Source organism: Streptomyces lusitanus, from assembly GCF_042647945.1.
Taxonomy (GTDB): domain Bacteria; phylum Actinomycetota; class Actinomycetes; order Streptomycetales; family Streptomycetaceae; genus Streptomyces; species Streptomyces pseudogriseolus.
In genome coordinates this window covers 433,676-449,597 of the sequence record NZ_JBHRWL010000006.1, presented here as the reverse complement: position 1 = coordinate 449,597, position 15,922 = coordinate 433,676, and the positions used below count along the sequence as shown (strand labels likewise).

13 protein-coding genes are annotated in these 15,922 nt (G+C 71.4%); 8 read left to right on the top strand and 5 right to left on the bottom strand.

The features are described from left to right. Nucleotides 1-172: 172 nt before the first annotated feature. Nucleotides 173-952 carry a transcriptional repressor LexA gene (gene lexA / locus ACFOSY_RS11485; RefSeq protein ID WP_394306654.1) on the bottom strand — a complete coding sequence of 260 codons (780 nt, stop codon included), beginning with the start codon at nucleotides 950-952 and terminating at the stop codon, nucleotides 173-175. A 596-nt stretch (nucleotides 953-1,548) separates the two neighbouring features. Here lexA and nrdR point away from each other — a divergent pair. Then, nucleotides 1,549-2,106 carry a transcriptional regulator NrdR gene (gene nrdR / locus ACFOSY_RS11480; protein WP_394306653.1) on the top strand — a complete coding sequence of 186 codons (558 nt, stop codon included), beginning with the start codon at nucleotides 1,549-1,551 and terminating at the stop codon, nucleotides 2,104-2,106. Between the two features lie 168 nt (nucleotides 2,107-2,274). Then, a complete protein-coding gene (locus tag ACFOSY_RS11475; RefSeq protein ID WP_394306652.1) occupies nucleotides 2,275-5,169 on the top strand; it encodes a vitamin B12-dependent ribonucleotide reductase in 2,895 nt (964 codons plus the stop codon). Nucleotides 5,170-5,283: 114 nt separating this feature from the next. Here ACFOSY_RS11475 and ACFOSY_RS11470 read toward each other — a convergent pair whose 3' ends face one another. Continuing rightward, nucleotides 5,284-5,814: a TerD family protein gene (locus ACFOSY_RS11470; protein ID WP_394306651.1), complete on the bottom strand. Its 531-nt coding sequence runs from the start codon at nucleotides 5,812-5,814 to the stop codon at nucleotides 5,284-5,286. A gap of 156 nt (nucleotides 5,815-5,970) precedes the next feature. Between ACFOSY_RS11470 and ACFOSY_RS11465 the strand changes: the two genes are divergently transcribed. The 3 genes from ACFOSY_RS11465 (at nucleotide 5,971) to ACFOSY_RS11455 (ending at nucleotide 8,338) form a co-directional block, all read left to right on the top strand. Continuing rightward, complete coding sequence (locus ACFOSY_RS11465; protein ID WP_394306650.1) at nucleotides 5,971-6,576, top strand: YdbC family protein; 606 nt, start codon at nucleotides 5,971-5,973, stop codon at nucleotides 6,574-6,576. A 134-nt stretch (nucleotides 6,577-6,710) separates the two neighbouring features. Next, nucleotides 6,711-7,370, top strand: a complete 660-nt coding sequence (locus ACFOSY_RS11460; protein ID WP_394306649.1) for a histidine phosphatase family protein — start codon at nucleotides 6,711-6,713, stop codon at nucleotides 7,368-7,370. 53 nt (nucleotides 7,371-7,423) lie between these two features. Then, nucleotides 7,424-8,338 carry an ADP-ribosylglycohydrolase family protein gene (locus ACFOSY_RS11455; RefSeq protein ID WP_394306648.1) on the top strand — a complete coding sequence of 305 codons (915 nt, stop codon included), beginning with the start codon at nucleotides 7,424-7,426 and terminating at the stop codon, nucleotides 8,336-8,338. 360 nt (nucleotides 8,339-8,698) lie between these two features. Here ACFOSY_RS11455 and ACFOSY_RS11450 read toward each other — a convergent pair whose 3' ends face one another. Further along, nucleotides 8,699-10,246 (bottom strand): MFS transporter, encoded by a 1,548-nt coding sequence (locus ACFOSY_RS11450; RefSeq protein WP_394306647.1) that lies wholly within the window; start codon nucleotides 10,244-10,246, stop codon nucleotides 8,699-8,701. Between the two features lie 185 nt (nucleotides 10,247-10,431). Here ACFOSY_RS11450 and ACFOSY_RS11445 point away from each other — a divergent pair, with 185 nt between their 5' ends. The 3 genes from ACFOSY_RS11445 to ACFOSY_RS11435 all read left to right on the top strand — a co-directional run bounded on the left by ACFOSY_RS11445 (nucleotide 10,432) and on the right by ACFOSY_RS11435 (nucleotide 12,578). Next, complete coding sequence (locus ACFOSY_RS11445; RefSeq protein WP_394306646.1) at nucleotides 10,432-11,055, top strand: TetR/AcrR family transcriptional regulator; 624 nt, start codon at nucleotides 10,432-10,434, stop codon at nucleotides 11,053-11,055. Nucleotides 11,056-11,182: 127 nt separating this feature from the next. Next, nucleotides 11,183-11,884 (top strand): ribonuclease HII, encoded by a 702-nt coding sequence (locus ACFOSY_RS11440; RefSeq protein ID WP_394306645.1) that lies wholly within the window; start codon nucleotides 11,183-11,185, stop codon nucleotides 11,882-11,884. A 67-nt stretch (nucleotides 11,885-11,951) separates the two neighbouring features. Further along, the gene (locus tag ACFOSY_RS11435; protein WP_394306644.1) at nucleotides 11,952-12,578 is read left to right on the top strand and encodes a hypothetical protein; all 627 of its coding nucleotides are present in this window, start codon (nucleotides 11,952-11,954) and stop codon (nucleotides 12,576-12,578) included. A gap of 336 nt (nucleotides 12,579-12,914) precedes the next feature. Here ACFOSY_RS11435 and ACFOSY_RS11430 read toward each other — a convergent pair whose 3' ends face one another. Both ACFOSY_RS11430 and ACFOSY_RS11425 read right to left on the bottom strand, forming a co-directional pair. Continuing rightward, nucleotides 12,915-13,529 carry a hypothetical protein gene (locus tag ACFOSY_RS11430; protein WP_394306643.1) on the bottom strand — a complete coding sequence of 205 codons (615 nt, stop codon included), beginning with the start codon at nucleotides 13,527-13,529 and terminating at the stop codon, nucleotides 12,915-12,917. A 213-nt stretch (nucleotides 13,530-13,742) separates the two neighbouring features. Beyond that, entirely contained in the window at nucleotides 13,743-15,908 is a 2,166-nt protein-coding gene (locus tag ACFOSY_RS11425) for a RecQ family ATP-dependent DNA helicase (RefSeq protein WP_394306642.1), read from the bottom strand. Nucleotides 15,909-15,922 lie beyond the last annotated feature (14 nt).

The following is a 15,922-nucleotide window of genomic DNA, read 5'->3' as shown; positions in this document are numbered from 1 at the left end:
AGGCGGGTCGTGAGCCCTTTCCCGGGCCGGGTCGGCCGCACCGCCCCCTCCTATGCCCGGAGCGCCTCAAAGGTGCCCTCAGGCAGCGCAGGACCCCGGAACCGGCGCAGGGGTTCCGGGGTCCGGTCAGGGGGACGGGGGCTGCCGGGGGGTGTCCGGCGTCCCGTCGGGGTCAGACGCGGCGGAGGACGGCCACCACCTTGCCGAGGATCGTCGCGTCGTCGCCGGGGATCGGCTCGTAGGCCGCGTTGTGCGGGAGCAGCCACACATGGCCGTCCTCCCGCTTGAACCGCTTCACGGTCGCCTCGCCGTCGAGCATCGCCGCCACGATGTCGCCGTTCTCGGCGACCGGCTGGCGGCGGACCGTGACCCAGTCGCCGTCGCAGATCGCGGCCTCGATCATGGAGTCACCCACGACCTTCAGCACGAACAGCTCACCGTCGCCGACGAGCTGCCGGGGCAGCGGGAAGACGTCCTCGACCGACTCCTCCGCGAGGATCGGGCCACCGGCGGCGATCCGGCCGACCAGCGGCACGTAGGACGCGGCGGGCTTGCCGGCGGTGTCCGTGGGCTGCACGGACGCGGCCTGGTCGGACCCCCGCACCTCGTACGCGCGCGGGCGGTGAGGGTCACGGCGCAGGAAACCCTTGCGCTCCAGCGCCATGAGCTGGTGCGCGACGGAGGAGGTGCTGGAGAGCCCGACCGCCTGACCGATCTCCCGCATCGACGGCGGGTATCCGCGCCGCTGCACCGAGTCCCTGATGACCTCGATGACCCGGCGCTGGCGGTCGGTGAGTCCGGAGCTGTCCGCCCGGATGCCGGGAGGTCGGCCCGGCAGGGAACGCTTGTGCGCCTCGGGATTCACGGCTTCGTTCATCGCATGCACCGGCTCGATGCGGCCCTGGGAGCGGTCCTGGGCAGTGATGGCGGCACTGTCTGCGGTGGTGGTCACGTCGGCCCCTCTCGATGGTCTCCCTGCAGCACAACGGTAGATGCTTTCGAAAGGTTGCGCCAAACACACGTTCGAGTGAAAAATCGCGAATTGCGGCTCGCGTTCTTTCGTCGAGGTGTATTGGTCGCCGCGCTTCCTGTCGGGCAAACGGGCCATTCGTTGTATTCTTCACCGCCGACGTCTCCGCCGGGGCGGCGGCCTCGCGGCGCGCGGACTCAGTCTGCCATCGTGGGCCCCCGCGCGTGTGAAGCGGCCCCGCCCTCTTCCGGAGCGGCACGCCCTCTCCCCGTCTCCGGCACGCCTTCTCCCCAACGGGCAGGGCGTCCGGGTGCGTGACAAGCGGGCCCCCGGGCGTACCTCAGCCGCCCGCGGGCAGGTCGCCAGGTCCGTCTTCCCGCTCCGGAGCGGGCGACACGCGTAAGGGCCTCCGTGTATGAGCCAATCCCCACATCTAGTGGTTGGATTGCGGCAGCAGCCCAGAAGTTGTGGTCCCCCCGGTCTCCGGCGGCTCCACGATCGCCTATGCTGGTGCTGCTTCGTGAGGCCCCTGAGGCCTGGCGGGGCCATTGAGTCTGCTGTGAGGAGGGTTGGGATCCATGCACTGCCCCTTCTGCAGGCACCCCGACAGCCGTGTCGTCGACAGCCGTACGACCGACGACGGCACGTCGATCCGCCGGCGCCGCCAGTGCCCGGACTGCTCCCGTCGTTTCACGACCGTGGAGACGTGTTCGCTCATGGTGGTCAAGCGGTCGGGAGTCACCGAGCCGTTCAGCCGCACCAAGATCATCAACGGTGTGCGCAAGGCGTGCCAGGGACGGCCCGTCACCGAGGACGCCCTCGCCCAGCTCGGCCAGCGGGTCGAGGAAGCGGTGCGGGCCACCGGAAGCGCCGAGCTGACCACCCACGACGTGGGGCTGGCCATACTCGGCCCGTTGCAGGAGCTCGACCTCGTCGCCTACCTGCGGTTCGCGTCCGTGTACCGGGCGTTCGACTCGCTGGAGGACTTCGAGGCCGCGATCGCGGAACTCAGGCGCGCGCAGTGGCCCGCCGCGGACGACGGGGGCGGCGACGGGGCCGCCCCGGGGAGCCAGGAAGACGACAGCGGGCAGGAGGGGACCACGCAGGTCCCCGCGCCCGCTCCCGCCGCCGGCTGACGGCGGTCCGGCCCCGGACGCGAGGGTCCGGGGACGGGTTCGGCCGGCGGCGACGAAGAAGACCTGCTGCGGGCAGGCGAGTGGGTGCCCGCAGCATCAGACAGAACACCGTGCCCACGGGAACATCGGGGCACTTCAGGGCGTTTTCGCCCGTATCAGGGAGGCGGCATGACAGAGACGGCGAGCGGTCCGGCACGTAGTTCCCGAGCCAAGGCGAGCAAGGCCGGCAAGGGACTTCGCGTCGAGCGCATCCACACCACCCCGGGGGTCCACCCGTACGACGAGGTGGCCTGGGAGCGCCGTGACGTCGTCATGACCAACTGGCGCGACGGCTCGGTCAACTTCGAGCAGCGCGGCGTGGAGTTCCCCGACTTCTGGTCGGTGAACGCGGTCAACATCGTCACCAGCAAGTACTTCCGCGGTGCCGTCGGCACCCCGCAGCGCGAGACCAGCCTCAAGCAGCTGATCGACCGCATCGTGAAGACGTACCGGAAGGCCGGCGAGGACAACAAGTACTTCGCCTCGCCCGCCGACGCCGAGATCTTCGAGCACGAGCTGGCCTACGCCCTCCTGCACCAGATCTTCAGCTTCAACAGCCCCGTGTGGTTCAACGTGGGCACGCCCCAGCCGCAGCAGGTCAGCGCCTGCTTCATCCTGTCCGTCGACGACTCCATGGAGTCGATCCTCGACTGGTACAAGGAAGAGGGAATGATCTTCAAGGGCGGCTCCGGCGCCGGCCTGAACCTCTCCCGCATCCGCTCCTCCAAGGAGCTCCTCTCCTCCGGCGGCAACGCCTCCGGGCCGGTCTCCTTCATGCGCGGCGCCGACGCCTCCGCCGGCACCATCAAGTCCGGCGGCGCCACCCGCCGCGCGGCGAAGATGGTCGTCCTCGACGTCGACCACCCCGACATCGAGGACTTCATCGAGACCAAGGTGAAGGAGGAGGAGAAGATCCGCGTCCTGCGCGACGCGGGCTTCGACATGGACCTGGGCGGCGACGACATCACGTCCGTCCAGTACCAGAACGCCAACAACTCCGTGCGCGTCAACGACGAGTTCATGGAGGCCGTCGAGAAGGGCGGCAAGTTCGGCCTGCGTGCCCGCATGACCGGCGAGGTCATCGAGGAGGTCGACGCCAAGGCGCTCTTCCGCAAGATCGCCGAGGCCGCGTGGGCCTGCGCCGACCCGGGCATCCAGTACGACGGCGTCATCAACCACTGGCACACCTGCCCCGAGTCCGGCCGGATCACCGCGTCGAACCCGTGCAGCGAGTACATGCACCTGGACAACACGTCCTGCAACCTGGCCTCGCTGAACCTGATGAAGTTCCTCACGGACGACGGCAAGGGCAACCAGTCCTTCCAGGCCGAGCGGTTCCAGAAGGTCGTCGAGCTGGTCATCACCGCGATGGACATCTCGATCTGCTTCGCGGACTTCCCGACCCAGAAGATCGGCGAGAACACCCGCGCCTTCCGCCAGCTCGGCATCGGCTACGCCAACCTCGGCGCCCTGCTGATGGCCACCGGTCACGCCTACGACTCCGACGGCGGCCGCTCCCTCGCCGGGTCCATCACCTCCCTGATGACCGGCACCGCCTACCGCCGCTCCGCCGAGCTCGCCGCGATCGTCGGCCCGTACGACGGCTACGCCCGCAACGCCGACGCCCACAAGCGCGTCATGAAGCAGCACGCCGACGCCAACGGCACCGCCGTGCGCATGGACGACCTGGACACCCCGGTGTGGGCCGCCGCCACCGAGGCATGGCAGGACGTGCTGCGCCTCGGCGAGAAGAACGGCTTCCGCAACGCCCAGGCGTCCGTGCTCGCCCCGACCGGCACCATCGGTCTGGCGATGTCCTGCGACACCACCGGCGTCGAGCCCGACCTCGCCCTGGTCAAGTTCAAGAAGCTGGTCGGCGGCGGCTCGATGCAGATCGTCAACGGCACCGTCCCGCAGGCCCTGCGCCGCCTGGGCTACCAGGAGGAGCAGATCGAGGCGATCGTCGCCCACATCGCCGACAACGGCAACGTGATCGACGCCCCCGGCCTCAAGCACGAGCACTACGAGGTGTTCGACTGCGCCATGGGCGAGCGCGCCATCTCCCCGATGGGCCACGTCCGCATGATGGCCGCGATCCAGCCCTGGATCTCCGGCGCCATCTCCAAGACGGTCAACATGCCGGAGACGGCGACCGTCGAGGAGGTCGAGGAGATCTACTTCGAGGCCTGGAAGCTGGGCGTCAAGGCGCTCGCCATCTACCGCGACAACTGCAAGGTCGGCCAGCCCCTCTCCGCCAAGACCAAGGAGAAGGAGAAGGCCGAGGTCACGGAGAAGGCCGAGGAGACGATCCGCGCCGCGGTCGAGAAGGTCGTCGAGTACCGCCCGGTCCGCAAGCGCCTCCCGAAGGGCCGCCCCGGCATCACCACCTCCTTCACGGTCGGCGGCGCCGAGGGCTACATGACCGCCAACTCCTACCCGGACGACGGTCTCGGCGAGGTCTTCCTGAAGATGTCCAAGCAGGGCTCGACGCTCGCCGGCATGATGGACGCCTTCTCCATCGCCGTCTCGGTGGGCCTCCAGTACGGCGTGCCGCTGGAGACGTACGTCTCGAAGTTCACCAACATGCGCTTCGAGCCGGCCGGCATGACGGACGACCCGGACGTGCGGATGGCGCAGTCGATCGTCGACTACATCTTCCGCCGCCTGGCGCTGGACTTCCTGCCGTTCGAGACGCGCTCCGCGCTCGGCATCCACTCCGCCGAGGAGCGCCAGCGTCACCTGGAGACCGGCTCCTACGAGCCGACCGACGACGAGGTCGACGTCGAGGGCCTGGCCCAGTCGGCCCCGCGCGCCCAGGAGCTGAAGGCGGTCACCGCGCCCAAGGCCGAGACCGAGGCGGCCAAGCCCGCCCCGAAGCAGGCCCACACCAGCGCCGAGCTGGTGGAGATGCAGCTGGGCATCCAGGCCGACGCCCCGCTGTGCTTCTCCTGCGGCACGAAGATGCAGCGCGCCGGCTCCTGCTACATCTGCGAGGGCTGCGGCTCGACCAGCGGCTGCAGCTGACGCCGACCCGTCCGGGCGCTGCCCGGCGGTGAGACGGTGAGGGCGGTGGCGCCGGGAAACCGGTGCCACCGCCCTCGGGCGTTCGCGCCCCTGTCCGCGGGCCGCCTTACGGCGTCAGGACCGGCGGGCCGCGCCCATCTCGCGGGTGAAGTCCGCCGGGTCGCCGTCGAAGCCCCGCACGCCCGCCACGAACTCCCAGGGGCCCGAGCCCTCCCGGACGAACTCCGCTACCGTGGCCGCCGTCGCTCCCAGCACACCGCCGAAGTCGTCCTCCGCCAGCACGTCGTAGCCCTCGCGGATGCGCAGCCCCGGGTTGCGCACCCCGGAGAACGTGCGCGGGGCGTGCTGCTGTATGACGACCCCGACCACCACGCGCGCGTAGCGCGGGTCCAGGCGGTCCAGCTCCAGCGTCATGACCTCGTCGTACCCGAATCCCTTGCCGTCCTGGCTGTCCCGGTTCAGCGTGATGGTGCCGTCCGGGGAGCGGCTGTCGAAGTGCACCACGTAGGCGGGTTCCCCGTGCGGGGCGTCCGCCGGAAAGGGCGCGGCGACCAGATCGAGGTCGGTCGAGGGCTCTCCCGGCGGACTCGGATCCCACCGCAGCGCGATCTCGACCTTGCGGATCCCCTTGCTGAGGCCGTTCACCAGTTGTCCCCTTCCTCGTGACCGTCCTGCCGGCGCACCTCAACTGCCGCACAGCCACGGCAGATTGTCCATCCTGCCACGCACGCGCTCCCGGGCGCCGGTATGCGCTCGACGTGAGGGCGACCGGGGCCGGGCTCCTGGCCTTACGATGGCGCGGTGCTGGTCAAGTGGATTCGCTGCACCGTGGTGGACCGACGGGGGTTCGAGCGGGGGCAGCGGAAGTGGGCGGGGCTTCTGGGGGAGCCGGGGTTTCGCGCGCAGGGCGGAGGCTGGAGCCGGGGGCGGCAGGACGTGGCGCACATCTTCTCCTTCTGGGAGAGCCGCGCCTTCTACGACTCCTTCATGGCCCGGTCCCACGACCGGCTCGCCGCGTCGCAGGCCGGCACCTTCACGAACGCCCAGGTCAGGCTGTTCGACCACCGCTTCGACGTGAAGACCGGGTTCGAACCGCGCTTCACCGACGCCGACCTGATCCGGGTCGCGCTGTGCCGCGTCCACGAGGAGCGCGCCGAGCACTTCGTGCTGATGCAGGAGAAGGTGTGGAACCCGGCGATGGCCGGCTCGCCCGGCATGGTGCGCGGACTGTTCGGCGAGGCGCCGGGCAGCGAGTACCTCGTCCTGTCGATGTGGCGCTCCGCCGCCGAACACGGCAAGTACCGCACCGAACGCGTGGAGCGACTGGCCCTGCGGGCGCAGACCGAGGCGGACGTCGCGGCCCTCGCGGGCGACATCGTCGACATGGAGCCCGTCTGGACGGTGTGAGCCGCCGGCGCACGCCACACCGGCCGCGACGAGGCGCACATGTGTAACAAATGACGAGGCGAACATGTGTGACAAATGCCGTACCGAACCCGCACGAGTGCCCGTCGCGCCCTCACCCGATCTAGGGTTTTGGCATGGCACGACCACGGCGCATCGTCCTTGTCCGGCACGGTGAATCAACGGGCAATGTTGACGACACCGTTTATGAGCGCGAACCCGACCACGCCCTCGGTCTCACCGAGCGGGGCAGAAAGCAGGCCGAGGCGACGGGCGAGCGGCTCCGCGGCGTCTTCGGCCAGGAGCGGGTCAGCGTCTACGTCTCCCCGTACCGGCGGACGCTCGAGACCCTGAACGCCTTCCACCTCGACCCGGACCAGATACGCGTCCGCGAGGAGCCCCGGCTGCGCGAACAGGACTGGGGCAACTGGCAGGACCGCGAGGACGTCCGCCTCCAGAAGGCCTACCGGGACGCCTACGGCCACTTCTTCTACCGCTTCGCCCAGGGCGAGTCCGGCGCCGACGTCTACGACCGGGTCGGCGGTTTCCTGGAGAGCCTGTTCCGCAGCTTCGAGGACCCGGACCACCCGCCGAACGTCCTCATCGTCACCCACGGTCTGGCCATGCGGCTGTTCTGCATGCGGTGGTTCCACTGGACCGTGGCGGAGTTCGAGTCGCTGTCCAACCCGGGGAACGCCGAGGTGAGGATGCTCGTCCTGGGCGAGAACGGGAAATACACCCTCGACCGGCCCTTCGACCGCTGGCGGGACCCGGAGCCCTACCCGATCACGGGATAGGAGTCGAGAATGTGCTGGAGTCGGCGAGTGCCGGATGGGAGAGTTGCGAGGCGATGACCACTGATCATTCCCCCGAGGCGCGGCTGGAGCGCGCGCTGGCGAGCCTGCGCGGCCTGTCGGTGGGGGATGCGCTCGGCTCGCAGTTCTTCGTGCCGGTGAACTACCCGCTGCTCAAGCGCCGTGAGCTGCCCGAGGACCCCTGGCAGTGGACCGACGACACGGAGATGGCGTGCTCCGTCGTCACCGTCCTGGCCGGACACCACCGCATCGACCAGGACGCCCTGGCCCACTCCTTCGCCCACCGCCACGACTTCGACCGGGGGTACGGCCCCGCGGTCAACCGGCTGCTGCGCCTGGTCCGCGAGGGCGGCGACTGGCGCGAACTGTCCGCCGCGCTCTTCAACGGCCAGGGCTCGTGGGGGAACGGCGCCGCGATGCGCATCCCGCCCCTGGGCGCCTGGTACGCCGACGACCCCGAGCAGGCCACCCACCAGGCGGAGATCTCCGCCTACCCCACGCACCAGCACCGCGAGGCCGTGGTCGGCGCCATGGCCGTCGCCGCGGCGGCCGCCCTCGCCGCGGCGCCGGACGGCCCGCCGGGCGCCGAGGACCTCCTGGACGGGGTCATCGCCCTGGTGCCCGCGCGGAGCGCGGTCGGGGCGGGGCTGCGCCGGGCGCGCGACATGCTCGACTACGCGGACGCGGCCACCGTCGCGGCCGTCCTCGGCTGCGGACGGCGTACGAGCGCGCACGACACCGTGCCCTTCGCGCTCTGGTCCGCCGCCCGCTCCCTGGGCGACTACGAGACCGCCTTCTGGACGACCGCGCAGGTGGGCGGGGACGTCGACACCACCTGCTCCATCGTGGGCGGGGTGGTCGCGGCGGGGCCGGCGGGTGCGCCGCCGCAGGACTGGGCGGAGCGGGTGGAGCCGTTGCCGGAGTGGGTGACGGGGGCGGTCGGGGCCTGAGGCGTCCCTTCCTGTTCCGCACGTCGAAACTCTCCGTGTGTCTCGGGAACTCTGCGTGACCGGTCGGTCGTTGTCGGTGTGTCCGCTGCGGGCGGGGTGAGGTTCTGCGAGGGCTGGGCCTGCGGGGCCTGCGGGGCCTGCGGGGCCTGCGGGAACCTGTGGGGGCTGACACGTGTCGCCCTGCTGTGGGTACGAGGTGCGAGTACGCCGGGGGAGGGGTGCCGGATGGGCGTGTGGACGGGAGTTCTCCTGGTGCTGTGCGCCGTGCTGCTCCGGTACGCGCGCCGGCCCGGCGTCGCCCCGCCGACCCCCGTGAAGTCGGCCGGTGCGTCGCCGGGCCGGTGGCGTGCGGTGTTCCCCTCAGCCGATGCCGGGTCCCGCCGTACCGGACAGGGCCTCCAGGTCGCTCTTGCGGACCCGGATGACGAGCCAGGCGACGGCCAGGGCCAGCACCGCCATCGCGGCGGCCGGGACGAACGCCGCGGAGATGCCCTGTGCGAGCACCTCGTGCCCCCAGGGCGCCGGAAGCTGCTGCGTCTGGGCGAACTCCGCCTTCTGCTGCGCCGTCCCCTCGGCGAGGAAGGACGGCACCTGCTTCTCCGCCTCGTCCCGGCTGGCCGTGCCGAACACCGTGGTCAGCAGCGCCAGACCCACCGACCCGCCCACCTGCTGGGTCGCGTTGAGCAGGCCGGAGGCTGCGCCCGCCTCGTGCTGGGCCACGCCGGAGACCGCGGTGAGCGTCAGCGTCACGAAGTTCAGGCCCATGCCCAGGCCGAAGATCAGCATGGGCCCGAGGATGCCGCTGACGTAGGAGCTGTCGGAGTCGATCAGCGTCTGCCAGGCCAGTCCGAGCGCGGCCAGCGTCGAACCGATGATCATGAACGGCTTGGGTCCGAACACCGGGAGGAACCGCTGCGACACCCCCGCCCCGATGGCGATCACCACCGTCACCGGCAGGAAGGCGAGACCGGCCTCGATCGGGGTGTAGCCGAGGACGTTCTGCACGAAGAGAACGATGTAGAAGAACATGCCGAACATCGCCGCGGCGAGGCTGAGCATGATCAGATACGTGCCCGAGCGGTTGCGGTCGGCGAACATCCGCAGCGGGGTGATCGGTTCCTTGGCGCGCGACTCGATCATGGCGAAGCCCGCCAGCAGGACGGCCGAGGCGACGAACGAGCCGATGGTGAGGCTGTCGCTCCAGCCCTCCTCGGCCGCGCGGATGAAGCCGTAGACGAGCGAGGCCATACCGGCCGTGGAGGTCACCGCACCCGCGATGTCGAAGCGTCCGGTGTGCCGCTCGGACTCGTTGATGAACATCGGCGCGAGGACCGCGATCAGCAGGCCGATGGGCACGTTGACGAAGAGCACCCACCGCCAGTCGAGCCACTCGGTGAGCATGCCGCCCGCGAGCAGACCGATGGCGCCGCCGCCCGCCGAGACCGCGGCGAAGACGCCGAAGGCGCGGTTGCGTTCGGGGCCCTCCGGGAACGTGGTGGTGATGAGCGCCAGCGAGGTCGGCGAGGCGATCGCGCCGCCCATGCCCTGGAGGACGCGCGCGGCGAGGAGCTGCCAGGGCTCCTGGGCGAGCCCGCCGAGCAGGGAGGCCGCGGTGAACAGCAGGATGCCGCTCATGAAGACGCGGCGCCGGCCGAGGATGTCGCCGGCCCGGCCGCCGAGGAGCAGCAGTCCGCCGAAGGTCAGGGTGTAGGCGCTGACCACCCAGGTGAGATCGGTGGTGCTGAACTGCAAGGCATTCTGGATGTGCGGGAGCGCGATGTTCACAATCGTCGCGTCGAGTACGACCATGAGTTGACAGGCCGCGATGACGGCGAGCGCGATGCCGGGACGCCCCGGCCGCCGAGCCGCGCCCGGCTTTGGATCCTGGAGCAATGGAGAGGTGGTCACTATGGGTCCCCCACGAATGGATTAGTGAACGAACGCGTTCACTGTTGCGTCAACCGTAGAAGCCCCCGACAGTGAACGCAAGCGTTCACTGACTGGCCGTCGCTTCGGCGTGTCCCCCTTCGGCGCCGCACGGCGGATGCTTCATCCCCGAATGTCCGCTTCCTCTTCTCGATGGAGAGAGTCAGATGGTTACTTCGAGCTGGGCCGCCACCCACGCTCAGACGGCCGCCTCCCGCCGCCGCGGCGCCGTCCTGGAACGCGCGATCCTCGAGGCCGCGCTGGAGCAGCTCAGCACGGTCGGCTGGAACGGCCTGACCATGGAGGGCGTCGCCGCGGGCGCCCAGACGGGGAAGGCGGCCGTCTACCGGCGCTGGCCCTCCAAGGAGGACCTCGTCGCGGACGCCCTGCGCGCCGCGCTGCCCGAGTTCCACGAGGCGCCGGACCTGGGAAACGTGCGCGAAGACCTGCTGGAGCTGTGCCGCAGGGCCCGCGACGCCATGTTCTCCAAGCCGGGGTGCGCTCTGCGTGCGGTCATTCACGAGTGCGACAGCATGGAGGCCGAGCGCTTCCACACGGTGATCGTCAGCGGCGTCGTGGAACCGACCCTCACACTGCTCCGGCAGGTGGTCGAGCGCGGTATCGAGCGGGGAGAGGTGCGCCCCGACGCGGCGAACGGCTATGTCTTCGACGCCGTGCCGGCGATGATGATGTACCGCGAGAAGATGTGCGGCAGCGAATGGTCGGACGTCGATCTGGAGCAGATGATCGACCAGTTGATGGTCCCGCTGCTGCGCCCGCACGCCTCCTGATCACAGGCCCGCACGCTTCTGATCGCACGCCCGCACGCCTCCTGATCACAAGGTGGTGACGACGGTGACCACGGTCGGGGAACCGGGGTGTCGCACGCCGAACCGGGCGGCGTACGCTAAGGGCGCCATGCCGTACGAACCACCTACTCACACCGTCGAGCGCTCACTCCGCGCCACGACCGGAGCGAAGATCGTTGCAGGTGTCGACGAGGTGGGGCGTGGCGCGTGGGCCGGCCCGGTCACCGTCTGCGCGGCGATCACCGGACTGCGCCGGCCCCCCGAGGGACTCACCGACTCCAAGCTCCTCACCGTCAAGCGCCGCACGGAACTCGCCGAGACGCTGCGGAGCTGGGTCACGTCGTACGCCCTGGGTCACGCGTCGCCCGAGGAGATCGACGACCTGGGGATGACCGCCGCGCTCCGGCTGGCGGCCGTCCGCGCCCTGGAGAGCCTCCCGGTGCGGCCCGACGCGGTCATCCTCGACGGCAAGCACGACTACCTCGGCTCGCCCTGGCAGGTCCGGACGGTCATCAAGGGCGACCGGTCGTGCGTGGCCGTGGCGGCGGCGTCGGTCATCGCCAAGGTCCAGCGCGACAAAATGATGGCCGAACTGGGCGCCGACCATGCAGACTTCGGTTTCGCGGACAACGCCGGGTATCCGTCCCCCGTGCACCGGGCCGCGCTGGAGGTCCGGGGACCCACCCCGTACCACCGGCTGTCGTGGGCGTATCTTGATGCGCTGCCCCAGTGGCGGCACCTCAAGAAGGCCCGCACCTGGGCGGAGGCGACCGTCCCGCAGATCGAAGGCCAGCTCGGCTTCGACTTCTGACGAGACGTTCGCACTGATGTGCCACCCGGCGATGCCGGCCGCGCCACCGTTTGATAAAAATCAGCTCATGCCTCTCATTCCCGAGGAGCCTCAGATTCACGAGAGTGCCCAGGGTCCCCGCGCCACACCGGCCAGTGGCCGTACCGCGCCGACCCCCCGCCCCGTACCCGGTCCCCGCCCCGCGGCTCCGTCGCGTCCCGGTCGTCCCGGCCCGCCGCGGCCGGCGCCCCCGGCCCAGCGCACCTCGCGTGAGGCGGCCCCCGCGGCCACGCCCGGCCCATCGCATCCGTCCGCTGCCGCCGACGGCCCGCAGATCCAGCTGATCCCGGCCTCCGTCGAAGGGGCGCTCGACGCCGCCGAGGAGGCAGTCGACCTGCTTCTGGACTCCGGCCGAGCCCCCGGCGACGTGCTGGTGCTCACCACGGGTGAACACCACCCGTGGGCCACCCACGAACTGTCCTTCGGTGAGGCGTCCTACTGGGCACAGCACGACGCCGGCGACGACGTCTTCTACGCGGACGCCCAGGCGGCGGACCGTGCCCGGACGCGTCCCGTCGTGGTGGTCGCCGTCAACGGCGGTCCCGAGTCCGTGACCGCCTCCGCCCTGAAGACCGCCCACGCCCGGGCCGGCGCGCTGCTGATCGTCTGCGGGGATCCGCAGCGCATCAACTCCGTGCTGGGCGCCGGGGTCTGAGCCGACACCACGGCGCCGTCCGGCACCCGGACGGGGTCGTCGCCCCCGCGTGAACGCCGGCGGTCGCGGTGCCCGCACCGCCGGTCCGTCGGTGTGCCCGGGGACGGGTGAGGGCGCGGCGCGCACGGAAGTCGGGTGTGAGGCGCGCCGGTCCTCGGGGACGGCTCCACGGGTCCCGTGGCCGGGGTTTTTGAGGGGTTCCTGACGGACGGCGCGCGGGCGGTACGGGCGCCGGTCGTGGTCGCTCCATGGCGGCGCACCGGGGCATGTTGGTGCCGCGGGCACGTTCGACGCCGGACCTGCGGTTGGCCGAGCGCGGGTGTGGACGGCCCGGTGTCAGCGGGCCGCCGCGCGCCGCAGCACGTCCGACGCGGCTCCGCCGGTGCGCGGGATCCGCGGCGGCGCCTCGGACATGGCGACCGGCTCCGGTTCCGAACCGGCGCTGGGATGGCGGCCGCCCCGCCCCTCGCCCAGGACCTGCCAGCCGTCCCGGGTCAGCGTGATGTACGCGCCGCAGCGCAGCCCGTGCAGGGTGCAGGCGTCCCGCAGCCCCCACATCCAGGCCCCGTCCTCCTCCGTCCAGCGGGCGTCGCCTTCACGGCAGTAGAGCAGGACGGCGGTACGCACCGGGGTGCGGCGCCGCAGGTCGTGCGGGATGACCCGGCGCAGCTGGGCCAGCAGCGCGTTGCGGTACATCCAGCCGTCCGCGCCGGTGGAGCGCCGCGTGAACGACGCGCTCGCGCACAGGCGTTCGTCCGGATCGAGCACGGCGACAACCGCGGTCGCCGGGCCGGGACGGTGCCGGGCGTGCAGTCCGCTGACGACCTCGCGCGGACTGCGCAGCAGCGGGATGCCCGCGGCCGCCCACTCCGCAGGCTCGAGCACACGGTTGGCGGATACGGCGGACGTCGACAGCGATGCCGCCGAGGACGGAGCGAATCCGAAGGTCACGGTCCTCCCTTCGGCTACGCCCACTCTGCGGGCGGGTCGGATTCGGGGGAGCGCGCACGCAACAGAGCCCTACCTGGTCGGCGGGCGAGCCGTGCGGGTGCGTCCTTCAATTCTTCCTGTCGAACTTGGATGCGGCAACGAGCAATTGGGACAGGGGACCGTTATCGGCAGATCCGCGGCTAATATCCCCACCCGCCGAACGGCGGCTCCGGGTCAGCCCTGTACGGCCAGTACCAGCGGCAGCACTCCCTGCGCACCCGCACGCCGCAGCAGCCGTGCCGCGACGGCGAGTGTCCACCCTGTCTCCGTGTAATCGTCCACCAGAAGCACCGGACCTCCGGCCCGCGCGAGCGCCTCCGCGAGCTCGGGCGGGACGGTCAGCGCGCCGGCGAGGGCCTTGAGCCGCTGGGCGCTGTTGCTGCGGGGCAGTTGATGCTGCTCGCCCGAGCTCAGCACCGTCCCGAGCAGCGGCAGCCGCCCGGTCTCCGCGATGCGCGCCCCGAGCGACTGGACGAGCTGCGGCCGTGTGGCCGAGGCGACGGTGACCACCCCGACCGGCCGGGGCTGGGCGTCGTCCACCCCGGGCGCCCAGCCACCGGGCCCCCTGGCCCAGTCGGCGAGCACGCCCACCGCGGCCCGGGCGACGTCGTCGGGCACGGGCCCGTCCGGCGCCTGTGGTGCGAGCAGCGGACGCAGCCGGTTGCCCCAGCCGATGTCCGACAGCCGGCCCAGCGCCCGGCCCTGCGCCGCCTGCTCCCCGGCCGGGATACGGCCCTTCAGGTCCACGCCGATCGCGGGGAGTCCGGTCGGCCACATGCGCCGCGGCTCCACCTCCACGCCTGCCCTGCCGAGGTCGGCGCGAGCCGCGTCGAGCGCCACGGCGGACGCCTCGGCCGTGTAACGGGCGCCCGCGCAGTTGTCGCAGCGGCCGCAGGGCTTGGCGCCCTCGTCGTCCAACTGCCGTTGCAGGAACTCCATCCGGCAGTCCGTCGTCGACACGTAGTCGCGCATCGCCTGCTGCTCGGCCGCGCGCTGACGCGCCACCCACGCGTACCGCTCGGCGTCGTACGTCCAGGGCTGTCCGGTCGCGGTCCAGCCGCCCTTGACCCGCCGCACCGCCCCGTCCACGTCGAGCACCTTCAGCATCGTCTCCAGGCGGGAGCGGCGCAGCTCCACGAGCGGTTCGAGCGCGGGGAGCGACAGGGGCCGCTCGGCGCGCGCCAGCACGTCGAGCGTGCGCCGCACCGTCTCCTCCGGCGGGAAGGCGAGGGAGGCGAAGTACTCCCAGATCGCCTCGTCCTCCTTGCCGGGCAGGAGCAGCACCTCCGCGTGCCGGACGCCGCGGCCCGCCCGGCCGACCTGCTGGTAGTAGGAGATGGGGGAGGACGGCGACCCCAGGTGGACCACGAAACCCAGGTCGGGCTTGTCGAACCCCATGCCGAGGGCGGAGGTGGCGACGAGCGCCTTCACCTTGTTGGCCAGCAGGTCCTCCTCCGCCTGCTGCCGGTCGGCGTTCTCCGTCCGGCCGGTGTACGAGGCGACCGTGTGTCCGCGCCGGCGCAGGAACGCGGTGACCTCTTCGGCCACGGCCACGGTCAGCGTGTAGATGATCCCCGACCCGGGGAGCTGGTCCAGATGGTCGGCGAGCCAGGCCATGCGGTGCGCCGCGTCCGGCAGGCGCAGCACGCTCAGGCTGAGACTCTCCCGGTCCAGCGGGCCCCGCAGCACGAGCGCGTCCGAGGAACCGCCCGTGCCGAGCTGCTCGGCGACGTCGGCGGTCACCCGGGCGTTGGCCGTGGCGGTGGTGGCGAGGACGGGCACCCCCTGCGGCAGGTCGCTCAGCATCGTGCGCAGCCGCCGGTAGTCCGGGCGGAAGTCGTGGCCCCAGTCGGAGATGCAGTGCGCCTCGTCGACCACGAGCAGTCCGGTCGCGGCGGCCAGCCGGGGCAGCACCTGGTCGCGGAAGTCCGGGTTGTTCAGCCGCTCGGGGCTGACCAGCAGCACGTCCACGTCCCCCGCTTCGATCTCCGTCCGGATGGCGTCCCACTCCTCGCTGTTGGAGGAGTTGATGGTCCGGGCGTGGACCCCGGCCCGGGCCGCGGCCTCGACCTGGTTGCGCATCAGCGCCAGGAGCGGGGAGACGATCACGGTCGGGCCGCTGCCCCGGGCCCGCAGCAGCGCGGTCGCCACGAAGTACACCGCGGACTTGCCCCAGCCCGTGCGCTGGACGACCAGGGCCCGGCGCTTCTCGGCGACCAGCGCCTCGATCGCCCGCCACTGGTCGTCGCGCAGCCGTGCGGTGCCCGTGTCGTCGCCGACGAGACGGGCGAGCACCGCGTCGGCGGCCGTCCGGAGATCCGTGTTGCTCGTGTGCTCCATGGGTTCCATACAAC